The sequence below is a fragment of the Allosaccharopolyspora coralli genome, assembly GCF_009664835.1.
Classification (GTDB): domain Bacteria; phylum Actinomycetota; class Actinomycetes; order Mycobacteriales; family Pseudonocardiaceae; genus Allosaccharopolyspora; species Allosaccharopolyspora coralli.
The window spans coordinates 3,386,025-3,408,511 of the sequence record NZ_CP045929.1; the positions used below are offsets into that span (position 1 = coordinate 3,386,025).

21 protein-coding genes and 1 riboswitch are annotated in these 22,487 nt (G+C 67.6%); of the genes, 8 read left to right on the top strand and 13 right to left on the bottom strand.

Going from position 1 to position 22,487, the window contains the following annotated elements:
• Positions 1 to 691 precede the first annotated feature (691 nt).
• Positions 692 to 1,594 carry a sulfite exporter TauE/SafE family protein gene (locus tag GIY23_RS15835; RefSeq protein WP_154077367.1) on the top strand — a complete coding sequence of 301 codons (903 nt, stop codon included), beginning with the start codon at positions 692 to 694 and terminating at the stop codon, positions 1,592 to 1,594.
• A gap of 281 nt (positions 1,595 to 1,875) precedes the next feature.
• On the opposite strand, the gene GIY23_RS15840 is transcribed toward GIY23_RS15835, so the two are convergent.
• The 3 genes from GIY23_RS15840 to GIY23_RS15850 form a co-directional block, all read right to left on the bottom strand.
• The gene (locus tag GIY23_RS15840) at positions 1,876 to 2,763 is read right to left on the bottom strand and encodes an IS3 family transposase (protein ID WP_187351908.1); all 888 of its coding nucleotides are present in this window, start codon (positions 2,761 to 2,763) and stop codon (positions 1,876 to 1,878) included.
• On the bottom strand, positions 2,760 to 3,062 hold the full coding sequence (locus GIY23_RS15845) for a transposase (RefSeq protein WP_187351909.1): 303 nt from the start codon (positions 3,060 to 3,062) through the stop codon (positions 2,760 to 2,762). Before GIY23_RS15845 ends, GIY23_RS15840 begins: the two co-directional genes overlap by 4 nt.
• A 569-nt stretch (positions 3,063 to 3,631) precedes the next feature.
• Complete coding sequence (locus tag GIY23_RS15850) at positions 3,632 to 4,801, bottom strand: NAD-dependent epimerase/dehydratase family protein (RefSeq protein ID WP_154078898.1); 1,170 nt, start codon at positions 4,799 to 4,801, stop codon at positions 3,632 to 3,634.
• A gap of 359 nt (positions 4,802 to 5,160) precedes the next feature.
• On the opposite strand from GIY23_RS15850, the gene GIY23_RS15855 reads away from it, so the two are divergent.
• Complete coding sequence (locus GIY23_RS15855) at positions 5,161 to 5,622, top strand: GtrA family protein (protein ID WP_228717321.1); 462 nt, start codon at positions 5,161 to 5,163, stop codon at positions 5,620 to 5,622.
• A 34-nt stretch (positions 5,623 to 5,656) separates the two neighbouring features.
• Here GIY23_RS15855 and GIY23_RS15860 read toward each other — a convergent pair whose 3' ends face one another.
• The 6 genes from GIY23_RS15860 to GIY23_RS15885 form a co-directional block, all read right to left on the bottom strand.
• Positions 5,657 to 7,990: a glycosyltransferase gene (locus GIY23_RS15860; RefSeq protein ID WP_154077370.1), complete on the bottom strand. Its 2,334-nt coding sequence runs from the start codon at positions 7,988 to 7,990 to the stop codon at positions 5,657 to 5,659.
• 5 nt (positions 7,991 to 7,995) lie between these two features.
• A complete protein-coding gene (locus GIY23_RS15865) occupies positions 7,996 to 8,967 on the bottom strand; it encodes an NAD-dependent epimerase/dehydratase family protein (RefSeq protein ID WP_154077371.1) in 972 nt (323 codons plus the stop codon).
• 111 nt (positions 8,968 to 9,078) lie between these two features.
• Positions 9,079 to 9,516 (bottom strand): SRPBCC family protein, encoded by a 438-nt coding sequence (locus GIY23_RS15870; protein ID WP_154077372.1) that lies wholly within the window; start codon positions 9,514 to 9,516, stop codon positions 9,079 to 9,081.
• A 15-nt stretch (positions 9,517 to 9,531) separates the two neighbouring features.
• Positions 9,532 to 10,359, bottom strand: a complete 828-nt coding sequence (locus GIY23_RS15875; protein ID WP_154077373.1) for a phosphoenolpyruvate hydrolase family protein — start codon at positions 10,357 to 10,359, stop codon at positions 9,532 to 9,534.
• A 17-nt stretch (positions 10,360 to 10,376) separates the two neighbouring features.
• A complete protein-coding gene (locus GIY23_RS15880; protein WP_154077374.1) occupies positions 10,377 to 11,567 on the bottom strand; it encodes a Tm-1-like ATP-binding domain-containing protein in 1,191 nt (396 codons plus the stop codon).
• Between the two features lie 103 nt (positions 11,568 to 11,670).
• Positions 11,671 to 12,111: a YbaB/EbfC family nucleoid-associated protein gene (locus tag GIY23_RS15885; RefSeq protein ID WP_187351910.1), complete on the bottom strand. Its 441-nt coding sequence runs from the start codon at positions 12,109 to 12,111 to the stop codon at positions 11,671 to 11,673.
• Between the two features lie 55 nt (positions 12,112 to 12,166).
• Between GIY23_RS15885 and GIY23_RS15890 the strand changes: the two genes are divergently transcribed.
• Genes GIY23_RS15890 through GIY23_RS15900 form a run of 3 tightly spaced genes read left to right on the top strand, consistent with a single transcriptional unit; the run spans position 12,167 to position 14,423 of the window.
• Positions 12,167 to 12,502: a hypothetical protein gene (locus GIY23_RS15890; protein WP_154077376.1), complete on the top strand. Its 336-nt coding sequence runs from the start codon at positions 12,167 to 12,169 to the stop codon at positions 12,500 to 12,502.
• Positions 12,499 to 13,452 carry a polymorphic toxin type 24 domain-containing protein gene (locus GIY23_RS15895; protein WP_154077377.1) on the top strand — a complete coding sequence of 318 codons (954 nt, stop codon included), beginning with the start codon at positions 12,499 to 12,501 and terminating at the stop codon, positions 13,450 to 13,452. Before GIY23_RS15890 ends, GIY23_RS15895 begins: the two co-directional genes overlap by 4 nt.
• Positions 13,449 to 14,423: a hypothetical protein gene (locus GIY23_RS15900; RefSeq protein WP_154077378.1), complete on the top strand. Its 975-nt coding sequence runs from the start codon at positions 13,449 to 13,451 to the stop codon at positions 14,421 to 14,423. Before GIY23_RS15895 ends, GIY23_RS15900 begins: the two co-directional genes overlap by 4 nt.
• A gap of 147 nt (positions 14,424 to 14,570) precedes the next feature.
• Here GIY23_RS15900 and GIY23_RS15905 read toward each other — a convergent pair whose 3' ends face one another.
• From GIY23_RS15905 to GIY23_RS15920, 4 genes are all read right to left on the bottom strand, one after another.
• Positions 14,571 to 14,918: a hypothetical protein gene (locus GIY23_RS15905; RefSeq protein ID WP_154077379.1), complete on the bottom strand. Its 348-nt coding sequence runs from the start codon at positions 14,916 to 14,918 to the stop codon at positions 14,571 to 14,573.
• Positions 14,919 to 14,990: 72 nt separating this feature from the next.
• Positions 14,991 to 16,169, bottom strand: a complete 1,179-nt coding sequence (locus GIY23_RS15910) for an acyl-CoA dehydrogenase family protein (RefSeq protein ID WP_154077380.1) — start codon at positions 16,167 to 16,169, stop codon at positions 14,991 to 14,993.
• An 86-nt stretch (positions 16,170 to 16,255) separates the two neighbouring features.
• The gene (gene fabG, locus GIY23_RS15915) at positions 16,256 to 17,023 is read right to left on the bottom strand and encodes a 3-oxoacyl-ACP reductase FabG (RefSeq protein WP_154077381.1); all 768 of its coding nucleotides are present in this window, start codon (positions 17,021 to 17,023) and stop codon (positions 16,256 to 16,258) included.
• A gap of 49 nt (positions 17,024 to 17,072) precedes the next feature.
• A complete protein-coding gene (locus GIY23_RS15920) occupies positions 17,073 to 18,638 on the bottom strand; it encodes a long-chain-fatty-acid--CoA ligase (RefSeq protein WP_154077382.1) in 1,566 nt (521 codons plus the stop codon).
• Between the two features lie 301 nt (positions 18,639 to 18,939).
• On the opposite strand from GIY23_RS15920, the gene GIY23_RS15925 reads away from it, so the two are divergent.
• The 3 genes from GIY23_RS15925 to glyA all read left to right on the top strand — a co-directional run bounded on the left by GIY23_RS15925 (position 18,940) and on the right by glyA (position 22,422).
• Entirely contained in the window at positions 18,940 to 19,578 is a 639-nt protein-coding gene (locus tag GIY23_RS15925; protein ID WP_154077383.1) for a TetR/AcrR family transcriptional regulator, read from the top strand.
• A gap of 101 nt (positions 19,579 to 19,679) precedes the next feature.
• Positions 19,680 to 19,788, top strand: a riboswitch (glycine riboswitch).
• 215 nt (positions 19,789 to 20,003) lie between these two features.
• On the top strand, positions 20,004 to 21,107 hold the full coding sequence (gcvT, locus tag GIY23_RS15930; protein ID WP_154077384.1) for a glycine cleavage system aminomethyltransferase GcvT: 1,104 nt from the start codon (positions 20,004 to 20,006) through the stop codon (positions 21,105 to 21,107).
• Between the two features lie 37 nt (positions 21,108 to 21,144).
• Positions 21,145 to 22,422: a serine hydroxymethyltransferase gene (glyA, locus tag GIY23_RS15935; protein WP_154077385.1), complete on the top strand. Its 1,278-nt coding sequence runs from the start codon at positions 21,145 to 21,147 to the stop codon at positions 22,420 to 22,422.
• Positions 22,423 to 22,487 lie beyond the last annotated feature (65 nt).

The window sequence follows — 22,487 nt, forward strand, 5'->3', positions numbered from 1 at the left end:
GGCAAGCCTTCACCCAACAGGTGCAGGTTGATCGTGTGGCATCACTCTCTTTGAACACTTTATGTAACACTCGAAGATGACCATCGGGTAACGCGCCCACCCTGCCCGACGCCGCGCACACCGATCCGTCGTCCACCGATCACGCCGGCGGTCCACCCGGGACACGCCGCGCACCCCTGCCCGCGACCACGAGGTCATTTCGGCTGGTATGCCGACGACGCGATCCCGGAGCCCGAACCACCACACGAACGGGGGACACTCATGCCTCTGACCTCGCATGATCAGCGCTGGTGACCACGATGGACAGTACGAAGATCGCCCCAGAGTCGACACACGCGTGCGACACGCGCCACGAAACGGCCGCACAGTGACGTCGGACACAGTTTCCGGAGATGATCGTCGCCGCGGGTCACACCCCTCGCGTGTGCGTACACAGACCTGCATCGACACCTCCCGGAGCGTGGGACAACTGTCGCGTCGGTGGCACGTCTGTTTGACTGTCGCCATGACCCAAGGCGATCCAGGACTGCTGCTCGTTCAGCGCCTGCACGTGGACCTGCTCCGGGTCGTCTCCACCGGGTGTCTCACGGAGCGCTGACCAGCACCCGAGCCGTCAGCTCCTGCTCCAGTTCCCTCGACGCTCACCGCCGGCGCCGCCGGCAGAGACCTCACGCCTCTTTGGAGACACCACGTGCAAGCGTTCATCATCTTCGCCATCGGCGGGTTCATCGCCCAGCTGGTGGATGGCTCGCTCGGCATGGCCTACGGGGTCACGTCGACGACCATTCTGCTGACGGCGGGCCTCACCCCGGCGGCCGCCTCGGCCTCGGTCCACCTCGCCGAGATCGGTACCTCCGTGGCCTCCGGCCTCTCGCACTGGCGCTTCGGCAACGTCGATTGGAAGATGGCGCTGGCTCTCGGCATCCCCGGCGCGATCGGCGCCTTCCTCGGCGCCACCGCGCTGAGTAATCTCTCCACCGCGGCCGCCGCGCCGTGGATGGCCACGATCCTGGTCGTCATCGGCGCCTACGTGCTGTTCCGGTTCGCGTTCCGGCCGGTCCGGCGGCGACAGCTCACCGGAGTCAGTCCGAAGTTCGTCGCGCCGCTGGGCTTCATCGCCGGGTTCATCGACTCCACCGGAGGCGGCGGCTGGGGACCGGTGTCCACGCCGACGCTGCTCAGCACCGGCAAGATCGAACCGCGCAAGGTCGTCGGCTCCGTCGACACCAGCGAGTTCTTCGTCGCGATCGCCGCGAGTTTCGGGTTCCTCTTCGCGCTCGGCAGCTCCGGCCTGTCCTGGATCACGGTGGCGGGGCTGCTGCTCGGCGGCGTCATCGCGGCACCGCTGGCTGCCTACCTGGTGCGGATCGTGCCGATGCGACTCATCGGCGTCGGAGCGGGCGGGCTCATCGTGCTCACCAACAGCCGCACCCTCGTCAACGCCTTCGACCTCTCGTTCCCGCCGCCGGTCGTGCTCTACGGCGTTCTCACGGTCACCTGGCTCGCCGCGCTGGCCTGGACCGTCTACAACGTGGTGCTGGAGCGTCGCACCGAGGCGGTCGAAGAGAAAGCCGAGGAACCGGTCGTCAGCTGAGAGGGCATGGTGGAACTTGGTGGGTGGTCCGGTACCGGCGTCCCACCTTGCCCCGGCTGGTCACTTGTGACCGTGCCCTACGGGCACAAGAGCCAGTTCACGCTGAGAGTGCATTGGGGAACTGTCCTTGGTGCCCGTAGGGCACGGTCATACGTGCCCAGCCGCAGAAAAGTGAGGGGCTCCGGCGTTCCAGTTCGCGCCTCGCAAGGCAGGGGTTCTCGCCGCGTACGCGTGGTACTCAAGAGGACCCCTGACCTTCCCCCTGGTGGCCGGACACGTGGTTATGCGGCCTCGGGTATCTCTTGCTGTTCCCATTGTTCGGGGCTGGCATAGCCCAGGGTGGAGTGCAGTCGTCTGCGGTTGTACCAGGTCTGGATCCAGACGAAGATGGCCTGGCGTGCCTGGGCTCGGGTGGTGAAGCGGTGTCGGTGCACGAGTTCTCGTTTCAGGGCCCCGAAAAACGACTCCACGATGGCGTTGTCCCAGCATATCCCGGTGCGCCCGAGTGAACGCCGAATGCCCAGTTCGCGGCAGTGTTGGGCGAACTGAGCACTGGTGTACTGACATCCGCGGTCGCTATGGAAGATCACCCCGGCGACGTTGCCACCGCGAGTGGCTACCGCGTTGTCCAGGCAGTCTGCGACGAGGTCGGTGCGCAGGTAGCTGGCCATGGCATAGCCCAGTACCCGGCGTGAGCCGACATCGAGGACGGCGGCCAGGTACAACCAGCCCTCGTCGGTGGGGATGTAGGTGATGTCGCTAGCCCAGCGCTGGTCTGGCAGGCCGGGCATGAAGTCCCTACCGAGCAGGTCCGGGGCGGGTTCCGGTTGGTCCGCGGGAACTGTGGTGCGTACCCGCTTGCGCGGGTGCACACCGACGAGGTCGTGAGCCCGCATCAACCGCTCCACGCGCTTGTGGTTGACTACCCAGCCCCGGTGGCGCAGCTCGGCATGCACTCGGGGTGAGCCGTAGGTGCCACCGGAGGCTTCGTGCACCGAGTGGAGCTCGGTGACCAGGTCGTCCTCGGCCTGCTGGGCCGGGCTCGGTTCACTGGCCTGGGCTCGTCGCCAGTCGTAGTAGGCCGAGGTCGAGACCCCGGCGGCGTGGCAGGCGGCCGCTACCGTGAAGCCGTCGGCCTTCTGGGAGTCAACGAAGCGGTAGCGGGTCACTCTGTCGACTCCCTCACCCAGAAGGCCGTGGCTCGTTTGAGCAGGTCACGCTCCATACGGAGCTTCGCGTTCTCCTGCTCCAGCTCGGCCAGCCGCGTGCGCTCTGAGGTGCTCAAGCCCTCTTGCTGGCCCCGGTCGATGCGGGCCTGCTTGACCCAGTTACCCAGGGTCGAGTCATAGATCCCCAGATCCCGGGCGGCCTCGGCCACCGACTTGCCGCCGGTCAGCACCAGCTCGACGGCATCCCGCTTGAACTCCGCCGAGAACTTCCGACGGGTTCGTCGTTGCCCTTCGGTCACGCGGACACTCTCCAATCAACTCGAGTGTCCGGTCCACCGGGGGAAGCTCACCCCAACGCCGCGAGGCGCGAACTGGGGCGGCGGTACCCGACCACCTACCTCAGTTCCACAACGCGATCTGACACCGACACGGTAGGTGCCCCGGGTGCTACCAGCGCCCGGGGCACCGCTCCCCGTACCGTGACCCCGCCCGGGCACAGCGCCCGCCGGCAGGACCGCCCAGTCTGCCAAGGCACGGTGGCATATTCCATACAGTTCGGCATATTCCCACCCGTCCGGCCCCACGGACGAGAAACGGGCCGCGCCCCCGCCGAAGCGGCAGCGCGGCCCCTGAAAAACTCCTCACCCCAATGAGCTGTCGTCGTGTCGTGTCAGCGGCGGAGCCGCTGATTGACCCCGTACGCAGCCGAGCCACCGGCGGGTTCTCAGCGTCCTCCTCGCGAGGACAGCGTTTCGTGGCCTAGGTGGCTACTCGAGAAACCGATCCAGCAGCGAGGAGAGCGCTGAGGTTCCGCCACCCGACCCACCGAGCAAGACCTTCAGTGAGGAGTTCCCAACGACAGCGTGCGTCAGTCGCCCGTCCGCATCGGGCTGGACGCCTCACGCCACTTCACCGTCGGACGCATCGCGGCGTCGTCGACACGGTGCTTGAAGCTCTCCGCCACCCCGAACAGCGACTCGATGAGCGTGTTCGACAGCAAGTGCGGCTCCAGACCCAGCTCGACCAGACCGGTGTGCACCACGTTGTAGTAGTGCTCGGACTGCTCGACACGCGGGTTGTCGAGGTGCTCCACGGTGACCGAACCGTCGTAGCTGTTCGCCACGACCTTCGCGATCTCCTCGACGGAGAAGCTCTCGGTCATCTGGTTGAACACCCGGAACTCACCGCGCTCGGCCGGGTTCTCCGACGCCAGACGGATGCACTCGACCGTGTCGCGGATGTCGATGATGCCGCGAGTCTGCGTGCCGGATCCGTACACGGTCAGCGGGTGCCCGAGCACCGCCTGGATGACGAACCGGTTCAGCACGGTGCCGAAGATCGCGTCGTAGTCGAACCGCGTCGCCAGCCGCGGGTCGCGTTTGGTCTGCGGTGTCTCCTGGCCGTAGACCACGCCCTGATTGAGGTCCGTGGCCCGCAGGCCCCAGATGCGGCAGCCGAACTCGATGTTGTGGCTGTCGTGCACCTTGCTGAGGTGGTAAAAGGAGCCCGGCTTCTTCGGGAAGAGCATCCGGTCCTTGCGGCCCTTGTGCTCGACCTCCAGCCAGCCTTCTTCGATGTCGATGTTCGGCGTGCCGTACTCGCCCATCGTGCCCAGCTTGACCAGGTGGATCTCCGGATCGATCTCCTGAATCGCGAACATCACGTTGAGGTTGCCCACCACGTTGTTCTGCTGGGTGTACACGGCATGCTTGCGGTCGATCATGGAGTACGGCGCGGCACGTTGCTCGGCGAAGTGCACGATGGTGTCCGGACGGAAGTCGCGGACCATCGCGTAGGTGAACTCGGCGTCGACGAGATCACCGTAGTACGAGGTGATCGTCTTACCCGAGACTTCGCGCCACGCATCGACGCGGACCTGAAGCGGTTCGATCGGAACCAGACTCTGTACGCCCATCTCGTGGTCGTAGGCCCGCCGAGCCATGTTGTCGGCGACTGCGACGTCGTGACCGCAGTCGGACAGATGCAGAGCGGTCGGCCAACCGAGGTAGCCGTCCCCCCCGAGGACGAGGATTCGCACGCCTTGTTCTCCCTTGTTCATGGGCGGCACCGCCGGCACCGGAGCAGCCCCGAGGCTTTCCGAGGTACCGGGACACCCGGCACGATAAGCAGTGCTCTGTTCGAGCACGGTGAAGGTACGCCTCTTCTACCACCACCGGGTCGAGATGACCACGAGCATGCTCTCATCCCATACCCGCACGACGAAGCATTGTGTGGGCAATGGTTGCCCAGCGCTGTCCGACACGCCAGCGATGTCCCGATTGGCCAGCGCACGTCCCATGCGGACGGCCACGGATCGGGGGGCGGCGGACGAGGCGACGCTCGTGGCGCTCGGTATCGTTCGATCCGAACAGGTGACACCCACCGGAAGGGACCGGAGTGCAGGAGAGCGGCAGGCCCGGTCTGCTCGGCCGTTACTGGCGGCTGGTGAGCCGATACGCGGCGGCCTCGGCCGTCGCGACGGTCGTCAGCCAGCTCGTGTTCCTCGCGTCCTACAGCCTCGGGGCCCCGCCACCGCTGGCCACGATGCTCGCCTGGCTGTGCGGAGCGATCCCGAACTTCCTGCTCAACCGTCGAACCTGGGGCGGCGGCGACGCCGTTCGCGGCGAGCTCGCACGGTTCGCGATCGTGTCCGTCGGGACCGCGGTGCTCGCCGCGCTCGTCACCACCGGTGTCGAACAGCTCGCCGTCACCTGGTTCGCGAATTCACGGCCGACGCAGGTCGCGTTGGTGCAGGCCGCGTTCCTCGGGACCTATGTGGCGATGTTCGTGGTGAAGTTCTTCCTCATCGACCGGTTCGTGTTCACCGCGCACCGCAAGGACGTCAGCACCGAGGCCTGAGCGCCGGTGCCGGTGTCCTCCGTGGCCGGTGTCGTCAGTGGTGTCCGGTGGAACCGGCGGTCGCCGCGGAGACGTTGTCGTCGACCCGGTCCTGCGCACGGCGGGATTCCTCGCGACGCTCCCGCCACAAGGTGCCGAGCACGACCTTCGTGTAGCGGTAGCCGTAGAGGATGTTGTTGCCCTTCTTGCTCTCCCCTGCCGACCGTTCCAGCATCGTCATCGGCTTCTCCAGCACCCGGTAGCCGTGCGCGAGGACGCCGACCAGTAGTTCCGACGACTGGTACTGGTTCTGTTCCAGCCGGACAGTGTTCGCGACCTCGACCTTCATGCCACGGAACCCGAACGAGGTGTCGGTGACCGTCTGGCCGGTCAGTGCGCTGACGACCCAGGCGAACACGTAGGTCCCGGCCTTGCGCAGCCCGTCGGTGGTCTCGCTGCGGCCGAGGCGTCGCGACCCGGTGACGAAGTCGGCCTCGTCGTCGATCAGCGGCTGCAGCAGGCTCGGCAGCTCGGCGATGTCGTACTGGCCGTCGGCGTCGGTGGTGACCACGTACTTCGCGCCCCGCTCCCCGGCGAGCCGGTAGCCGAGGCGCAGCGCCGCGCCCTGTCCGCGATTCGTCGGCACGACGCAGGTGTAGGCGTTGTGCTGCTTGGCCACGTCGGCGGTGTCGTCGGAGGCGCCGTCGACGACGACGAGCGTGTCCACGTCGAGCCCGCAGCTAGTGCTCGGCATCCCGTCGAGCACGTCGGCGATCGCGGCTTCCTCGTTGTAGGCGGCGATGAGGACGACGACCGGAGCGAATCCCTGGTCGCCGTACCGCTCCGCGTAGTCGTCCAGCGCAGTGCGGTCCACCTCGTCGGGGAACGTCGCGGTCATGTCGCTCTCCTTCGGGGCCGCCCGAGCCGGCCGGCCTGTCGGTGTCACGGAGCTCGCCTCCGCCGACTCCCCGCCGGCGTCGTCGGGTCTCCGCCCGAATATGGCTGTGAGCCCCAGCGCTCCTGCGATCGGCAGCAGCACCAGTGCGGGCAACTGGTAACGCCACGAGAATTCCATAGCGGCCGCCGTGGACAGTACGGTGGTCGCCAGTCCCGCGGGCAGCAGGCACGCCGCACGCAATCCGGATCGTCTCGCCCTCCCCACGCCCAGCATCGCAGCCACCGACGCGAGCAGCAGCACACCCAGTACGGTACCCGGGGTGTACCCGTAGCTGAGCTGGTACGAGCGCAGCCAAGAAGCCAGCTCGACGTCGACGTAGAGTTCGCCGTCGTCGTAGCGCTCCAGATACTCCATCACGTACCACTCGGGTATGTCGTGGAACGGGTACTGCAGCTGGAACTGCCAGCGATCCAGCGGCACGTCGCCGGGGCTCTGCGTGCGGGTCGGCGCGAATCCCTTGAGGAAGTCGCGGACGACGCCGCTGACGACGTCGCCGGGCTGGTTCAGCACGACCTTCTTCGCGAACGAACTCTGCGCGGCGGCGTAGTCGAAGCCTTCCGGGAGGGATTCGAGGACCCCGGGGTAGGCGAAGACGTGGATGTAGAAGTCGATGCCGCGTTCCTGCCGTTCCTCGACCGGCTCGTCCGGGCAGACGATCTCCTCTTCCGGAGTCAGGTCGAGTGCCGCGCAGTCGGCGACGACGGCCGTCCGTCCGTAGACGACGCTGCCGGTGGTGCCGCTGAGCGCGAAGTTCCCGGTCGTCGACAGCGTGTAGAAACCGTAGCCGACGACCACGGCCAGGAACGCCGCCGTCAGCGCGGCCGCCGTCCCGATCCGGCGCAGCCACCCGCCCTTCGGGCGCATACCGGCTGCGACCAGCACGAACACCACGGCCGGGACGATGAGGGTGAGGCCGACGAGACGCACCAGTACCGAGAGGCCGAGAACCAGGCCGGCGAGCGCGGCCACTTTCGGGCCGGGCGGGCCCCACCAGGTCAGCAGCGCGACCGCACCGAGCAGCAACACCTGGAAGAGCAGATCGGACATGATCATGTGCTCGATCTGCACCTGGTAGGCGTCCAGCAGCACCGGTGCGCAGGCCAGTGCGGCCAGCCAGTTCCGCACGCCGAGCCGCCGCAGCAGCACGTAGATCGCGACGCCGAGCAGGATCCCGATGAGGTGCTGTGCGCCGACGACGAACGCGAAGTCACCCGCGAAGGGTGCGAGCAGCATCAACGGCCCCAGCATCAGGACCTCGTAGCCGATCGGGTTGATCCCGCCGGGGTAGAACACGCCCAGGTCCTCGAGGTACCGGAACGAGTCGATGTAGAGCAGCGCCGGCTGGTACGCGAGCTGGGTGATCACCCGGAGTGTGGCGCCGCCGAGGACGAGCAGCGCCAGCAGCCAGTGCCGACGCAGCAGACGCGCCACCGCCGTCACGGTGTTCCGTCGGCGGCCGCGGCGCGGAAGTCGTCCCACACCGTACGAAGACCGTCGGTCAGTCCCATCGTCGGCGTGTAGCCGAGTTCGCGCTTGGCGGTGGAGACGTCGACGATGACCGCGGGCATCTCCCCCTGCTTGGCGGGCACGTGCTCGACCGGCAGCGGCTCGCCGGTGGCGGCGCGGACGGCCTCGATGAGCTGCGTGACCGAAATGGACTCACCGGAACCGATGATCGCGCTGCCGGTGTACTGCTTGTCGAAGGCGGCCATGATGCCCTGGACCACGTCGGAGAGGTGGACGAAGTCCCTGCTCTGCGAGCCGTCGCCGTAGACCTCCACACCCTCGCCCGCCAGCGCGGCGCGCATCAGTCGGGGGATGAAGCTGTCCTTGTGTCCCATCCCCGGGCCGTAGATGTTGGTGAACCGCAGCGAGGCGGTCGCGAGGCCGTAGGCACCGGCGTAACCGGAGAGCAGCATCTCGCCCGCCGCCTTCGTGGCCCCGTACGGGGTGAGCGGCTGCAGCGGCAGGTCCTCGGAGATCGTGCCGTGGCCGATGTCGCCGACGACGGCGTTGGTGGAGGCGAGCACGAACTGCCCGATGCCGCGCTGCCGCGCGAGTTCCAGCAGCTCGTGGGTGACCCGCACGTTCGTCTCGAAGGTCTCGGCGGGCTGCTCGGCCGACTTGAGCACGGAGGTGATGGCCGCGAGGTGGATGACGCCGGTGCACCCCTCGGAGAGGGCGCGGTCGCGCACGTCGGGGTCGGCGAGCTCGCCCTGCACGTGCGTCACGCGGTCGTCGCGCACCGAGGCGGGCAGTGGCTCGCGGTCGGCCACCACGACGGACGTGCCGCGGTCGAGGAGCGCCCGGACCACGGCCCGGCCGACGAACCCGGAGCCCCCGGTGACGACGACCCGGCCGGCGCGGCCGCTGCTGTCAGGTGTGGAAGAGGTCACGCTGCTGGTCACGCGCCGACTCTAACCGGACCCGCATGGGGTCACTGTCAAGGCATGCCGGTCCTGGCCTTGTGCTGCGACACCGTGACGGGCCCGCGACCGTTCCGGAATGGACTCCCCGCCTCACCCGGCGAAGAGGTCCCGCAGCCCGCGCAGTCCGGTGCCGAACACGCCTCCGCTGAAGAACTCGACGAGTTCGGTTTCGTCGGCACCCTCCGAGTCGAAGTCCGCGTACCACTCGACGAAGGTGTCCGCGGTAGCGGTGACCGGCCGGACCCGGATCGTGGCCCGGTACCGGCGCACCGAGAACGCGCTCTTCAGGATGTCGTAGGTCATCGAACGGTCGCCGTCGTCGAGCGCGACGAGCCGCTCCACCACCGCGCCGCCGTCACCGAGCGTCAGATGCCGCACCGCGCCGACCTCGACGGCGGGCGGCGCCCCTTCGAGTTCGCTTCCGGTGATCGCGGGATGCCAGTCGGGCAGCCCGTTGAACTCCCGCACCCGGCTCCACACGTCCTGCGCGCCCGCAGGCACGACCGCACTCGCGTATGCCCTGGTCATCTCGCCTCCTGTTGGTCACCGGGTTCTGATTCGGGTGAACGCCTCGGTCTGTCGGGTCAGCGCCTGTTCGGTGGGCAGGCGTTCCATGCTGCTCGCGCCGTAGAACCCGTCACAGCGCGCGGTGCGGCTCAGGACGTACTCGGCGTCCTCTGGCATGGAGATCGGGCCGCCGTGGCACAGCACGAGCACGTCGTCGCGTACCTCGGTGGCCGCCTGCGCCCACTCGTCGATGGAGGCGACGCAGTCGTCGAGGGTCTTGGCGGTGTCGGCACCGACCGAACCGCCGGTGGTCAGCCCCATGTGACAGACGATGATGTCGGCACCCGCCCGGGTCATGGCTCGAGCGTCGTCGGCGGAGAACACGTACGGCGTTGTCAGCAGGTCGGCTTCGTGCGCTGCGGCGACGAGCTCCACCTCGAGCTGGTAGCTCATGCCGGTCTCTTCGAGGTTGGCGCGGAAGGTGCCGTCGATGAGCCCTACCGTCGGGAAGTTCTGGATCCCGGCGAAGCCCAAGTCGCCCAGTTCCCGCAGGAAGCGCTCCCGCATCATGAACGGGTCGGTGCCGTTGACGCCGGCGAGCACGGGCGTGTGGCGCACGACGGGCAGTACCTCGGGCGCCATGTCGACGACGATGTCGTTGGCGTTGCCGTAGGCGAGCAGCCCGGCGAGCGAGCCGCGCCCGGCCATCCGGTAGCGACCCGAGTTGTACAGCACGATCAGGTCGATGCCGCCCGCCTCTTCGCACTTCGCGGAGAGCCCGGTTCCGGCACCGCCGCCGACGATCGACTCGCCGCGCGCGACCTTCTCGTGGAAACGCCGCATCAGCTCGGCGCGTTGGGGCATCGATCCTCCTGAAACGCTCACGCCGGGGAGACCTCGTGGAACTGGTCGAGCAGGGTGCTGACGAACTCCGGGTCGTTGATCGCGTGCGGGGACCGCACGAGACGCCGCTGGTCGGTCTGGTGGAGTTCGCGTTCGATCGTGTCGAACAGCACGGCGTCCGTCTCCGGATCGTGGAACGGCTGGCCGGCGACGTCCAGCAGGGACACACCACCTTCCGGCAGCACGAACCGAACCGGCCCCTCGCACGCGTTGAGTTTGCGCGCGAGGAACTCACCGATGCGTCGACACTCGTCGGCGTTCGTTCGCATCAGAGTGACCTGCGGGTTGTGCGCGTAGAGGGTGCGGTCGCGGTAATGCTCGGGCACGGTCGCGCCGAAGTTGACCATGTCGAGAGCGCCGCACGAACCGACGTAGGGCACGCGGCTGCGGGCGATCGCGTCGAGCCGCTGCTCGCCCGCGCTCATCACCCCGCCGGCGACGAGATCGCAGACTTCCGTCGTGGTCACGTCGAGCACGGCCGCCACCAAGCCATCGTCGACGAGTTTCTCCATGGCGCGCCCACCGGTTCCGGTGCAGTGGAAGACCAACGGGTCGTACGCGTCGTGCAGGCGTTCGCTGAGCGCGGTGACGCACGGCGTCGTCACACCGAACATCGACAGCGCCACCGCAGGCAGGTCCGCCACGTCGGGCACCGGGTGCGTGATCGCACCGAGCAGCGCGTGCGCGGCGTTGCCGAGGACTCGACGGGAGATCCGGTTCAGCCCGGCGACATCGGTCACCGACGGGAACAGCACCACGTCGCTGTAGTCCACATAGGACGACGTGTCGCCAGAGGCCACAGTGGACACGACGTACTTCGGGACTCCCACCGGGAGGGCGCGCAACGCGGGCGCCAGCAGTGCGGTGCCGCCCGAACCTCCGAGCCCCAGTACCCCGGCGACGTCCTCACGGGAGGGCAGGAACCGTTCGAACGCGGTCGCCATCGCTGAGACGGCACTCCCCCGGTCGCCCGTGAACACGGCGTTCACCCCGTCGGGATGGTGCGCAGCGACCTGCTGGGCCGAGACGCTCACCGAACCGTGCTCGGGCGTGCCTGAGGTGCTCAGGTCGACGGTCACCACATCCGAACCCGCCGCGAGCAGCGAGGCGACATGATGCAGCTCGGCACCCTTCGTGTCGAAGGTCCCCACGACGTAAGCGCTACCCATCGCCCCTCCGATCTCCGTCGACGCCTCCCGGAACCCTACTGCGACGACGCCGAAGCCACATCCCGTTGATCAGGTGACGGACGATGTCCAGCGAGGCCGCCGATCAATATCGGTTCAGCCGCTGCTGCACCCTGGAGATGTCCTCCCGCACACTCCCCATCGCTCGCTCGAACTCGGTAGTCACCTGCTGGAGATCGTCCGCGAGCACGCCGAGCACCCCGTCGCTCTCCCGTACACGACGGTCGAGATCGTCGAAGGCGTCGTTCACGGCATCTGCCACGGCCCTCCCCAGCCACTGCGAATCAGCCCGCCCGGTCACCACAGGGTCCAGAGACACCTCAGTCACTCGACCCTCAACCCCGACCGCTACCCGTATCCCGCCGTCACCGGCCACGCCCTCGCCTGCCACCGCATCCGCTGCATGCGGCGTTGCGCCGTCACTTTGAAACCCTGCCTGCTCCTCGAGGAAACTCCCGCCGTCCATCGTTCTCCCCTCCGCGCTGACGGCCCACTCATGTGCCGATTCCGCGTACACCCGGTCCATGATCAGGGTACGGTCCGATCGCCGAACGCGGATCGACTTCTGACAAGTGGGACACATGACCAACGGCTTCGCTGTCAACACCGAACACCTACGGCAGTCCGGTGGTCGCTTGCGTGCTCTCGGCGACGAGCGATCAGCGCACGCGAACGCTCGGCGCTTCCAGCTGTCCGGCAGCAACGCCGTTTGGGGCACGGACGAACCCGGTCTCGCGTTCGGAAGCGCATACGGCGAAGTCGCTCATCTCGCCGGTCGCGCACTGGAGTCCGTCGGCCAGGGCATCGCCGGACTCGGAACAGTACTGCGTGAGATCGCCGACGACATCGAAACAACGGATGATCAACACGCGGCGGCTCTCCAGCGCATCGCCGACGAGCTCGGTCCACCGCGATGAGCGTGACACTGCCACCCGAACTGAGCGCACTTCTCCACGAGACCGGCGCAGCGTGGCCACAAGCCGACGAGGACCGACTCTGTGACCTCGCCGCATCCTGGCGTGCCACGGCCAAGGAACTCGGGCAGACACACGCGCAGGCGACGGACGTCGCGCAAACCATCGTGGCCCGACACCAGGGCGCCGTGATCAACGCTTTCGAAGACTACTGGTCACAGGTGGACCGCCATCTCGCGATGAGCGTTGTCGCGACAGACCAGATCGCAAGCGGGTTGGAGGCGATGGCCCAGGCGACGTTGAGTACGAAGTCCTCCATCATCGACGTACTCGCCAGAGGCCACCAGGCGCGGACCGAGCTGCAGAGCACCAGCGCGACGATCGCCGTGATCGGACCGCTCATCGGCCTACTCCTCCGGACTCTCGGTCGATTCCTCGCTACCTTGATCCGACAACTGGCGAGCACCATAGCGAATTGGTTTCGTCCCGCTTTCCGCGCGATCGGAAGATTCTTACAGGACATCATCGAGTTTTTCGCCGAAATCCTGCCCGAGCCCTCACCGGAGCCGTTGCCGCCACCTCCGCCACCTCCATCGGAGCCGACGTACCCACGCGACCAACCACTGCCGCCCGCCCGGGAGCTCATCGACAACGGCACGGAGTACACCGACCCGGGAAAGCGCGGACGGTCCCTCCCACTCGAGTCGGAACCCAATTCGGTCCTCTACCTGCGAAATCCACCTGAGAACGGCGCAGTGAGCTGCTACACTGTTTACGACAACAATGGTTTCGCCGTAAAGAGGGTCGACCTACAAGGTCGTGATCACGGTGGCGTGCCCACTCCGCATGTCGTCGACTACAAGGTCAACGTCAACCCCGAAACCGGCGAACAACACGTTGGTCAAATCAACAAGAAAAAGCCGAGGCCAGCCTCATCGAAGGAGATACCGTGAGCTCCCCACGTCAGCCGGAAGATCGTGCCGTGCCGCATTTTCTGACGCCGTGGCGGGAACTCAACGGTGACGATTTCGGGCCGCTGGATTACCTGAATCAAGAAACGGCAATCCCATTCGTCGTCGCATCACAATGGCTGTTTTGCCCAGCGTTCGAAGAATACCGAGGATGCATTATCCTGGAAGGGCGAATCGACAGACCGAGCGATCCAATCATCGATGATTGGATCGAACAATTTCAAGGGGACCTGTCGCGGACCGAGGAAAAGTGCAACCTCACGACCCTGTACGATGTTTTCGGTGGCTCCGATACGGGACCTTACGACGACGACTTGTCCCAGCTCGCGCAGACTTTGGCGCACTGCTGGGATGCACTGCTGAAAAAAGAGTTCCCCGACCGGGAGTTCATCGTCGAGGTGTACGACACCGAGGAGTCCTACGGCCCCCAGGTCACGTTTTACAGCAAACCGCCGGAAACCCCTTGCGCGAGCGCAGTCGTCGTCTACGATCTGGCAACCGGTCAGTTTCCCTCACTGAGGGATGTCCCCGACGCCGTCCACGTCGATCTTCCGCCGTCACTGCTGGCCCGGTTCGCTCAACTACCGACCCGGTCGACGCTGCTTCGAGAAGTCGACCTCCGCTCGGTGACGGACATGACGACGCTACTCGCCAGCTTCGCTGCCCATGCCACCACTCTGACGGAAGCATTCGCACAGTCACCCCTGGAAGCGTTGTTGTTCACCAAGTTCGAACAACTCTGGGTCAAAGACCGCAGTCTTGCCGAACAGTTCGTCACCGAACTCCCAGCAGCACTGGCCGCCGCACGCGCGGCGGGACGGAATCGGCACGTCGCGCTGGTCGACCTGTCGAGCCCCACGGCGGACGCGGTACTCGACCATCTGCGCTGGACCACGACCGGGACCGAGCCATCCGCACCGATCCCGGTCTTCCACTACCCACCGTCCGCATGACTTCCGGCGCGAACAGAGCTGCGCCGCGCTTGCGCTTCCCCAGCCGCCCCCAGCCGCTCACCTCCCGCCGCAACTTCGGAGCGAACGGCACTTTCGCCTCATGAGATGAGGCGAAAGTGCCGTTCGCTCCGACGACAGACGCTGGAGTCAGGACTGGGACGTGCCCGGGTTGTCGCGGCGGGGCTGCTGGTCACCGAGGCCTTGGAAGTCGCTCGGGTTCGCCGAGCCCGTGCTCTGCGAGCCGCTACCCTGCGAGCCGGTGGGCCCGGAGCTCGTGCCGCCGGACTGCTGACCGCCCAAGCCGCGGAAGTCGTTCGGGTCCGCGGAGCTGGTGGTGCCCGAACTCGACCCGCCCGAGCCGCCGAGGACCTTGTTCTTCAGGTCGTCGATCTTCTGCTTGTTCTTCGGATCCTGCGCCATCTGCTTGGCCTTGCGGATGGCCATCTGGCCCTGCGGGCTACTCGCGAAACGCATGACCTTCCTGAACAGCGACATCGTGGCTCCAGTTCCGATCCGGGGTCTACACCACCAGGGTACCGGCACCCACCACCCCGCGAGCCCGTGTCCTCAGCCGAGGGACCCGCTGACCGAGGCGTGGCCCTTGAGCAGGTTGCGGGAGATGGTGCGACGCTGGATTTCGTCGGTGCCCTCGAAGATCCGCAGCAGGCGCAGGTCCCGGTACCAGCGCTCCAGCGGGAACTCCTTGGTGTATCCCATGCCACCGTGGATCTGCAGCATGCGGTCCACGATCTCGTTCGCCCGGACACCGCCGTGCAGCTTCGCGATCGACTGGGCGTGGCGCGAGTCCATGCCCTGGTCGCGCTGCCACGCGGCCTGCAGCACGAGCCACCGCAGTGCCTCGATCTCCACCGCCGAGTCCGCGATCATCCACTGGATCGCCTGCCGGTCGGCGATCGGCGCACCGAACGTACTGCGGTTCTTGGCGTAGTCCATGCTCATCTCGACCATGCGCTCGCAGTTGCCCAGCGCCCGGGCGGGCAGCAGGTACCGGCCGCTGCCGATCCACTGCATCGCGAGCCGGAACCCCCCGCCGAGCTCGCCGAGGATGTTCTCCTCCGGCACCCGGACGCTCTCGAAGATCAATGCGGCCGGCTGGCGCTCCCGCTCGCCCATGATCTCGATCGGCTCGGACTTCCAGCCCATGTCGCGGTCCACCAGGAAGCAGGTCACACCCCCGTCGGCGCCCTTGTCCTTGTCGGTCACCGCGAACACCATCGTGAAGTCCGCGTCGATCCCGCCGGTGATGAACGTCTTCTCACCGTCGATGACCCACTCCGAGCCTTCCTTGCGCGCCGTGGTCCGGAGTTCCTTCGCGTCCGAACCCGCACCCGGCTCGGTGATCGCGAAGCAGGACTTGCGCTCACCGGCGATGGTCGGCAGCAGGTAACGCTGCTTCTGCTCCTCGTTGGCGTAGTAGAGGATGTTGTCCGCACCGCCACCGAAGCTGAACGGCACGAACGTCCGGCCCAGCTCGATCTCGATGAGCGCGGCCATCACCGCGGGCAGCTCCATACCGCCGTACTCCTCCGGGGTCTGCACGCCCCAGAACCCGGCCGCGCGCGCCTTCTCGCGCAACGCGTTCTTCTCCTCCGAGGTGATTCCTTCCTCACCGCGGCGCTCGCGGCGCAGTACCTCGTTCTCCATCGGCACCAGCTCGCGGGTGACGAAGTTGCGTACCCAGTCGCGGATGTCGCGCTCGGTCTCGGACAGGGAGAAGTCGACCATGATGCCTTCTTTCGAACAGGACGGGAATCGCGAGATGAGGAGTCCGAAGTGGACGGCCGTGTGCGGCCACGGCCGTCCACTCGCCGTCAGCCGAGCTTGCGCCCGCCGTCGACGTAGAACGTCTGACCGGTGATGAACGACGAGTTCTCACTGCTGAGGAACTCGACCGTGTTCGCGATGTCGGCGGGATTGCCGACCCGGCGCACCGGCGTGTCCTTCGCGGTCATGTCCTGCATGTCCTGGAAGTCCACGCCGATCCGCTCCGCCGTGGCGGCCGTCATGTCCGTGACGATGAATCCGGGGGCGATGGCGTTGACGTTGACGCCGAACGGCCCGAGCTCGATCGCCAGCGTCCGGGTGAAGCCCTGCACCCCGGCCTTGGCCGTGGAGTAGTTGGCCTGACCCCGATTGCCGAGAGCGGACACGCTGGAGAGGTTCACGATCTTGCCCCAGCGCTGCTCGACCATGTGCTTCTGCGCGGCCTTGCTGCACAGGAACGCGCCCCGCAGGTGCACGCCCATCACCAGGTCCCAGTCCGTCTCGGACATCTTGAACAGCATGTTGTCCCGGGTGACGCCCGCATTGTTGACGAGGACACCGACCGGCCCGAGCTCGGCGGCGATCCGCGCGAACGCGGCGTCCACAGAGGACGAGTCGGTCACGTCCGCGCCGACAGCCAGCGCCTTGCCGCCCGCGTCGGTGATCCGGGAGACCGCATCGGCGCCGGCGGATTCGTCGATGTCGACGAGTGCGACCGCCGCACCCGACGCGGCCAGCTTCTCCGCCACTGCGGCACCGATCCCGCGGGCCGCACCGGTGACGACCGCGACCCGGCCGCTCAGTTCCTCGCTCATGCTCGGCACTTCCTCACTTCCGTGATCCGAGGTCGGCCCGACGCCGACCTCACTGCTGGGAGATCGTCTCGCGCAGCTCCCGCTTGAGGACCTTGTGACTCGGCCCCAGCGGCAGTTCCGGCAGGAAGACGATCTTGCGCGGGTACTTGTGGTGCGCGGTCTTCTCCGCTGCCCACCCGATGATTCCCTTGGCGAGGGTCTCGTCGGCCTCGTCCAGCGAGCAGGAGGGCACCACCACGGCACACACCTCCTCGCCCCGCCCCGTGTCCGGGACACCGAGCACGGCGACCTGCGAGACGGACGGATGCCGCACGAGCAGCTCCTCGACCTCACGCGGGTAGATGTTGTAGCCGTTGCGGATGATCAGATCCTTCTTGCGGTCCACGATGGACAGGAATCCGTCCGCGTCCTTGCGGCCGATGTCGCCGGTGCGGAACCAGCCGTCGACGAGCACCGCCTCGGTGGCCTCGCGGTCGCCGAGGTATCCGGCGAAGACGTTGTGGCCCCGCACCACGATCTCGCCGAGCTCACCGGTGGGCACGAGCTCGATGCGGTCCTCGCGGTCCTGGTCGGCGACCTCGACGTCGATGCCCCACAGCGAGTGCCCGACGGTGCCGGGCCGGGTCCCGTGCAGCGGCTGGTTGACCGTCGCCGTAGGCGAGGTCTCGGAGAGCCCGTAGCCCTCGTAGATCCGGGCGCCGAACCGGGACTCGAAGTTCTCCAGGACGGCGACCGGCAGCGCCGCACCACCGGAGATGCACAGCCGCAGCGACGACAGGTCGGCTCCCTCGGGCGCGGCCTCCAGCATCCGGATGTACATCGTCGGCACGCCGTTGATCTGGGTGATGCCGTGTTCGCGGATCAGGTCGATCGCGGCGGCCGGGTCGAACTGCGGCTGCAACACCAACGTCGCCGAGGCGCGGAACGTGGTGTTCAGCGAGACCGTCTGCCCGAAGACGTGGAACAGCGGGAGGCAGCCGAGGATCCGGTCCTCGTGCCGGGTGTCGTTCGCGTCGAAGGCGTTGACCGTCGCGTTGAGCACCAGGTTCAGGTGGGTGAGCACCGCGCCCTTGGGGCGCCCGGTGGTCCCGCTGGTGTAGAAGACGACGGCGGGATCATCGGGCACGCGGGTGACGTGGTTGGCGATCGGGTCGGCCGCGGCCGCGAGCTCGGTCAGCGACGGCTCGTCGGCGGTGGTCGGACCCACGGTGACCACCGGCACGCCCACGCGCTTGGCCGAGTCCCGCGCGAGCGCGAGCTGCGAGGTGTGCGAGACGACGAGTTTCGCCCCGGCGTCCCTGATGAGATAGGCGGCTTCGTCGGGCACGAGCAGCAGCGGCACCGGCAGCACCACGGCACCGGCCGCGATGATCGCGTAGTAGGACCGCACGAAGTCGATGACGTTCGGGGCGACGAGAGCGACCCGATCGCCGGGGCCCACCCCTTGCTGCTGCAGGGCGGCGGCGTGCTTGCGCACCTGCTCCCACAACTCGCGGTAGGTGATGGTCTCCTCGCCCTCGACGACGGCCACCCGGGCCGGGTGGCGCCGGGCGGGCTCGGCGAGTACCGAGGCGAGCGAGAGGGTCGCACCGAGGGTCGGCTCTGCTGTGGTCATGCGGGGGCCTCCTGTCGAGGTCTCTGCGCCCACTCCGGGCGCCGAGGTACGGACGAGAACCGTGGGCATCGGGAGGTCCGCCACCACCGGGGAGCGGCCGAAGGAATGGACACCAGTAACTAACGCCGTTAGTTTTATGGCAGCCTACGACCGTTCCGACACAGCACGCAAGGGTCACACCTCCACGGAGCCCGACCGGTTCAACGTCCACCGGTCACCCGAGGTGACGGGCGGTGCGCCCCGGATCACAGCAGGCAGTGGGCCACACCTGTGCACGTCCGACCCACGACAGGAGACCACCGTGCCGAGACCGACGAATCCGCTGCTGTCCCCGGAGAGCATCCGGGGCAGCGCGCTCGACCTCATCGACATTCACGGCCTCGAAGCGGTCTCCATGCGCAAGATCGCCGACCACCTCGGTGTCCGGGCCGCGTCGTTGTACAACCACGTCTCCACCAAGGACGAGCTGCTGCACCAGATCGCCAACGAGATCATGGACCGCGTCGACACCTCCGGCTTCGACCACGGCTGGGAGGACGGGCTGCGGACCTGGGCGCGCTCGTACCGCGCCGCGCTGGCCGAGCATCCGAACCTGGTGCCGTTCGTCGCCTCGGGGCCCGCTCGCCGCGACGTCGCACTGCAGCGCGCCGACGCCGTGCACGGCGGACTCACCCACCACGGGTGGCCGCAGCGTTACGCCACGATGATCGGCGCCTCGACCAAGTACCTCGTGGTCGGTGCCGCGATGGGGTCGTTCTCCCGGGGCTTCGTCGACGAGCCCGACGTCTACGACGGAAAGTTCCCGCACCTCAACCAGGCACACCGGCTGGCACGACACGCCGCGGAGATCGACCACGACAGCTTCGAACTCGCACTGTCCGCACTGGTCGACGGCCTGCTCACGGTCTACGAACAGGTGGCCGAGCCGCCCGAGCGGTGACCGTGACGGCCGCGTGGATCACGCTGCCCTCCGGTTGACTCCGTACCCAGCGCTTCCGTAGCGTCATCGGCCGAGCCAACGACAACAGAACACCGCGCCCACGACGTCGAGCGGGAGAGACCCCACCCGGTGTGCCTCGCACCCGGACCGGGGCGCCGAAGGAGCAATCCTCCCTCCAAACTCTCAGGCCACAGACACCGCTCGGTACCAGGCGAACGGAGAAAAGCAGGAGCGCCCGCTCCTCGCCCACGGTGCAAGCCGCCTCGCGCGGTGAAACTCTCAGGCCAATGACTCCGGGGAGACGGTCTCACCAGCGCAAACACCCGCGCCCGTGTTCGTGCCGACGCCCCGGATAGGCTGACCTCCGCATGTGAGCGGCCCGGAGCAACGACACGACCGGCGCCACGAGGAGGAGTCGCACAGCCATGACCTCGCCCCGCCAGACCCCCTTGCACGAGGTGCACGAGCAGCTCGGCGCGACGATGACGGAGTTCGCGGGCTGGACGATGCCACTGCGCTACTCCGGCGACATCGCCGAACACAACGCCGTGCGCACCACCGCGGGCCTGTTCGACCTCACGCACATGGGCGAGATCCGGATCACCGGCCCGCAGGCGGCCGCCGCGCTGGACTACGCGCTGCTCACCAACGCCACCGCGATCACCCCGGGCCGCGCGCGGTACACCATGATCTGCAACGCCGAGGGCGGCGTGCTCGACGACCTCATCGTCTACCGGCTCGCCGAGCAGGAGTTCCTCATCGTCGCCAACGCGGCGAACGCGGCGGTCGTCTCCGCCGAGGTCGCCGACCGGGTCGAGGGCTTCGACGCCACCCACGAGGACGTCTCGAACGACTACGCGCTGCTGGCCGTGCAGGGGCCGAAGGCCGTCGAGATCCTCGCGCCGCTGACCGACACCAACCTCGACGAGGTCAAGTACTTCGCCGGCTACCCGAGCACCGTGGCGGGCAAGCCGGTGCTGCTGGCCCGCACCGGCTACACGGGTGAGGACGGTTTCGAGCTGTTCACCGCGCCGGAGGACGCCACCACCGTGTGGCAGGCGCTGACCGAGCAGGGCGCCCCGGCGGGCCTGCAGCCCGCCGGCCTGTCGTGCCGCGACACGCTCCGGCTCGAAGCCGCGATGCCGCTCTACGGCCACGAGCTCTCCGCCGACCTGACCCCGTTCCACGCCAACCTGGGACGGGTGGTCAAGCTCGACAAGGAGTCCGATTTCGTGGGTAAGGCGCCGCTGGCGAAGGTCGCCGAGCAGCCCACCGACCGCACCCTGGTCGGCCTGCGCAGTGACCAGCGCCGCGCACCCCGTGCCGGCTACCGGGTGCTGGCGGCCGACGACACCGAGATCGGTGAGATCACCAGCGGTGCGCCGTCGCCGACCCTGGGACACCCCATCGCCATGGCCTACGTCGACCGCGCGCACAGCGAGCCGGGCACCGCCCTGCAGGTCGACATCCGCGGCAAGAACGTCGACGTGGAGGTCGTTGCCACGCCGTTCTACCGCCGTTCCAGCTGAGTAGACCCCGCCCGAGAACGAGTGCAGGAGGCAGCACATGTCCACGGAGTTCTTCAATAGTCGGCTTGCGGATGCGGATCCGGAGGTGGCGGCCGCGGTCGATGCCGAGTTGCGGCGCCAGCAGACCACGTTGGAGATGATCGCCTCGGAGAACTTCGCGCCGCAGTCGGTGCTGGAGGCCCAGGGTTCGGCGTTGACGAACAAGTACGCCGAGGGATACCCCGGGCGGCGTTACTACGGCGGGTGTGAGCACGTCGACGTCGTCGAGCAGCTGGCCCTGGACCGGGTCAAGGACCTCTTCGGCGCCGCCTACGCCAACGTGCAGCCGCACTCCGGCGCCCAAGCCAACGCCGCGGCCATGTTCGCCCTGCTCAAACCCGGTGACACGATCATGGGTCTGGACCTGGCCCACGGCGGACACCTCACCCACGGCATGCGGATCAACTTCTCCGGCAAGCTCTACAACGTGGTTCCCTACCACGTCTCCGAGACCGACCACCGCGTCGACATGGACGAGGTCGCTCGACTGGCCCGCGAGAACAAGCCGCAGATGATCGTGGCCGGCTGGTCGGCGTACCCGCGGCACCTGGACTTCGCGGCCTTCCGCGCCATCGCCGACGAGGTCGGTGCCTACCTCATGGTCGACATGGCCCACTTCGCCGGACTGGTCGCGGCCGGGCTGCACCCCAACCCCGTCCCGCACGCCCACGTGGTCACGACCACCACGCACAAGACCCTCGGTGGTCCGCGCGGCGGCGTGATCCTCTCCGGCGACCCGGAGTTGACCAAGAAGTTCAACTCCGCGGTCTTCCCCGGCCAGCAGGGCGGCCCGCTCGAACACGTCATCGCAGGCAAGGCCGTCGGGTTCAAGATGGCCGCCAGCGAGGAGTTCCGCGACCGTCAGACCCGCACCGTCGAAGGCGCCGGCCTCATCGCCCGCCGGTTGCAGGCCGACGACGCCACCCAGGCCGGTGTGCAACTGGTCTCCGGCGGCACCGACGTGCACCTCGTGCTCGTCGACCTCCGCAACTCCCAACTCGACGGGCAACAAGCCGAAGACCGGCTCCACGAAATCGGCATCACCGTCAACCGCAACGCCGTGCCCAACGACCCCCGGCCCCCGATGGTCACCTCCGGGCTCCGCATCGGCACCTCGGCGCTGGCCACCCGCGGATTCGGCAAGACCGAGTTCACCGAAGTCGCCGACATCATCGCCGAAGCACTCCAACCCACCTTCGACGACACCCGCAGCAAATCGCTGCGCGCGCGTGTCGAAAAGCTCGCCGCCGACAAGCCGCTCTACCCGAACCTCTGAGTTCGTTCTCTCCGGTGGGGCCGTGTCCGTCAGGGCACGGCCCCACTGTCGTGTGTGGACGGTGT

What these genes read in the sequence shown, in the direction of transcription:
- gcvT (WP_154077384.1), top strand. Translation starts at nt 20,004, where the DNA reads ATGACCTCGCCCCGCCAGACCCCCTTGCACGAGGTGCACGAGCAGCTC.
- GIY23_RS15905 (WP_154077379.1), bottom strand. Translation starts at nt 14,918, where the DNA reads ATGTCGCTGTTCAGGAAGGTCATGCGTTTCGCGAGTAGCCCGCAGGGC.
- GIY23_RS15875 (WP_154077373.1), bottom strand. Translation starts at nt 10,359, where the DNA reads ATGCCCCAACGCGCCGAGCTGATGCGGCGTTTCCACGAGAAGGTCGCG.
- fabG (WP_154077381.1), bottom strand. Translation starts at nt 17,023, where the DNA reads ATGAGCGAGGAACTGAGCGGCCGGGTCGCGGTCGTCACCGGTGCGGCC.
- glyA (WP_154077385.1), top strand. Translation starts at nt 21,145, where the DNA reads ATGTCCACGGAGTTCTTCAATAGTCGGCTTGCGGATGCGGATCCGGAG.
- GIY23_RS15895 (WP_154077377.1), top strand. Translation starts at nt 12,499, where the DNA reads ATGAGCGTGACACTGCCACCCGAACTGAGCGCACTTCTCCACGAGACC.
- GIY23_RS15890 (WP_154077376.1), top strand. Translation starts at nt 12,167, where the DNA reads ATGACCAACGGCTTCGCTGTCAACACCGAACACCTACGGCAGTCCGGT.
- GIY23_RS15870 (WP_154077372.1), bottom strand. Translation starts at nt 9,516, where the DNA reads ATGACCAGGGCATACGCGAGTGCGGTCGTGCCTGCGGGCGCGCAGGAC.
- GIY23_RS15880 (WP_154077374.1), bottom strand. Translation starts at nt 11,567, where the DNA reads ATGGGTAGCGCTTACGTCGTGGGGACCTTCGACACGAAGGGTGCCGAG.
- GIY23_RS15920 (WP_154077382.1), bottom strand. Translation starts at nt 18,638, where the DNA reads ATGACCACAGCAGAGCCGACCCTCGGTGCGACCCTCTCGCTCGCCTCG.
- GIY23_RS15910 (WP_154077380.1), bottom strand. Translation starts at nt 16,169, where the DNA reads ATGGTCGACTTCTCCCTGTCCGAGACCGAGCGCGACATCCGCGACTGG.
- GIY23_RS15885 (WP_187351910.1), bottom strand. Translation starts at nt 12,111, where the DNA reads ATGGACCGGGTGTACGCGGAATCGGCACATGAGTGGGCCGTCAGCGCG.